The following is a 683-nucleotide window of genomic DNA, read 5'->3' on the forward strand; positions in this document are numbered from 1 at the left end:
CGGCCCACAGAATGATGTCACGCTGAAAATGCCGGCCTTTGAATGGGTTCATGTGCAGCTCCATCAGCAAAAGGGGATGATAAGTTTATCACCACCGACTATTTGCAACAGTGCCACAGATTTCAGCTTTGGTTGGTGTTTGTCCTTATGACAGAGACAGTGGGCAACTCCGAGGGAAAAGGGCGATCTGGGGTGGAAAGTCTGGTCTGCGCGCCACTCTCTTTATGGCCATGCTTTCAGCAGTCCGTTATAACCCTCAAATCAAAGCTTTCTTTAACGGACTGTTAGCAAGGGGAAAACCCAAAAAAGTGGCGCTTACAGCCTGTATAAGGAAGTTTGTTACGATACTTAATGCCATGTTTCGCGATCAAAAAGACTGGGTTTATGAGGGGGTAAGCAGTCTAACCCCTTAGTTTTCACTCTCAGATGTAATGGCATATCAGGGTCTTCCTGAGGGTCTGCTCTGTGCCAGGAGTGGACGGTGAGCAGATTAACTTCCGCCCCGTATAGATATTTCTTATCAGCCATGCATCTCATATCTTCAGTTCAGATTAAACTGGACAATTAAAGGTAATGCTGCCAACTTACTGATTTAGTGTATGATGGTGATTTTAAGGTGCTTGCGTGGCTTCCATTTCCATCAGATGTCCTTCCTGCTCCGCTACTGAAGGCGTGGTGCGTAA

Annotated in this window: 2 protein-coding genes; both read left to right on the plus strand. The window is 46.6% G+C overall.

Annotation, left to right across the window (positions count from 1 at the left end):
* Positions 1-110: 110 nt before the first annotated feature.
* Complete coding sequence (locus tag FHC51_RS22490) at positions 111-413, plus strand: transposase (RefSeq protein ID WP_309236377.1); 303 nt, start codon at positions 111-113, stop codon at positions 411-413.
* 211 nt (positions 414-624) lie between these two features.
* A partial coding sequence (locus FHC51_RS23345) for an IS1 family transposase (protein ID WP_129692833.1) occupies positions 625-683 on the plus strand: 59 nt, incomplete at its 3' end.

The organism is Leclercia sp. EC_58 (assembly GCF_019584355.1).
GTDB lineage: Bacteria > Pseudomonadota > Gammaproteobacteria > Enterobacterales > Enterobacteriaceae > Enterobacter.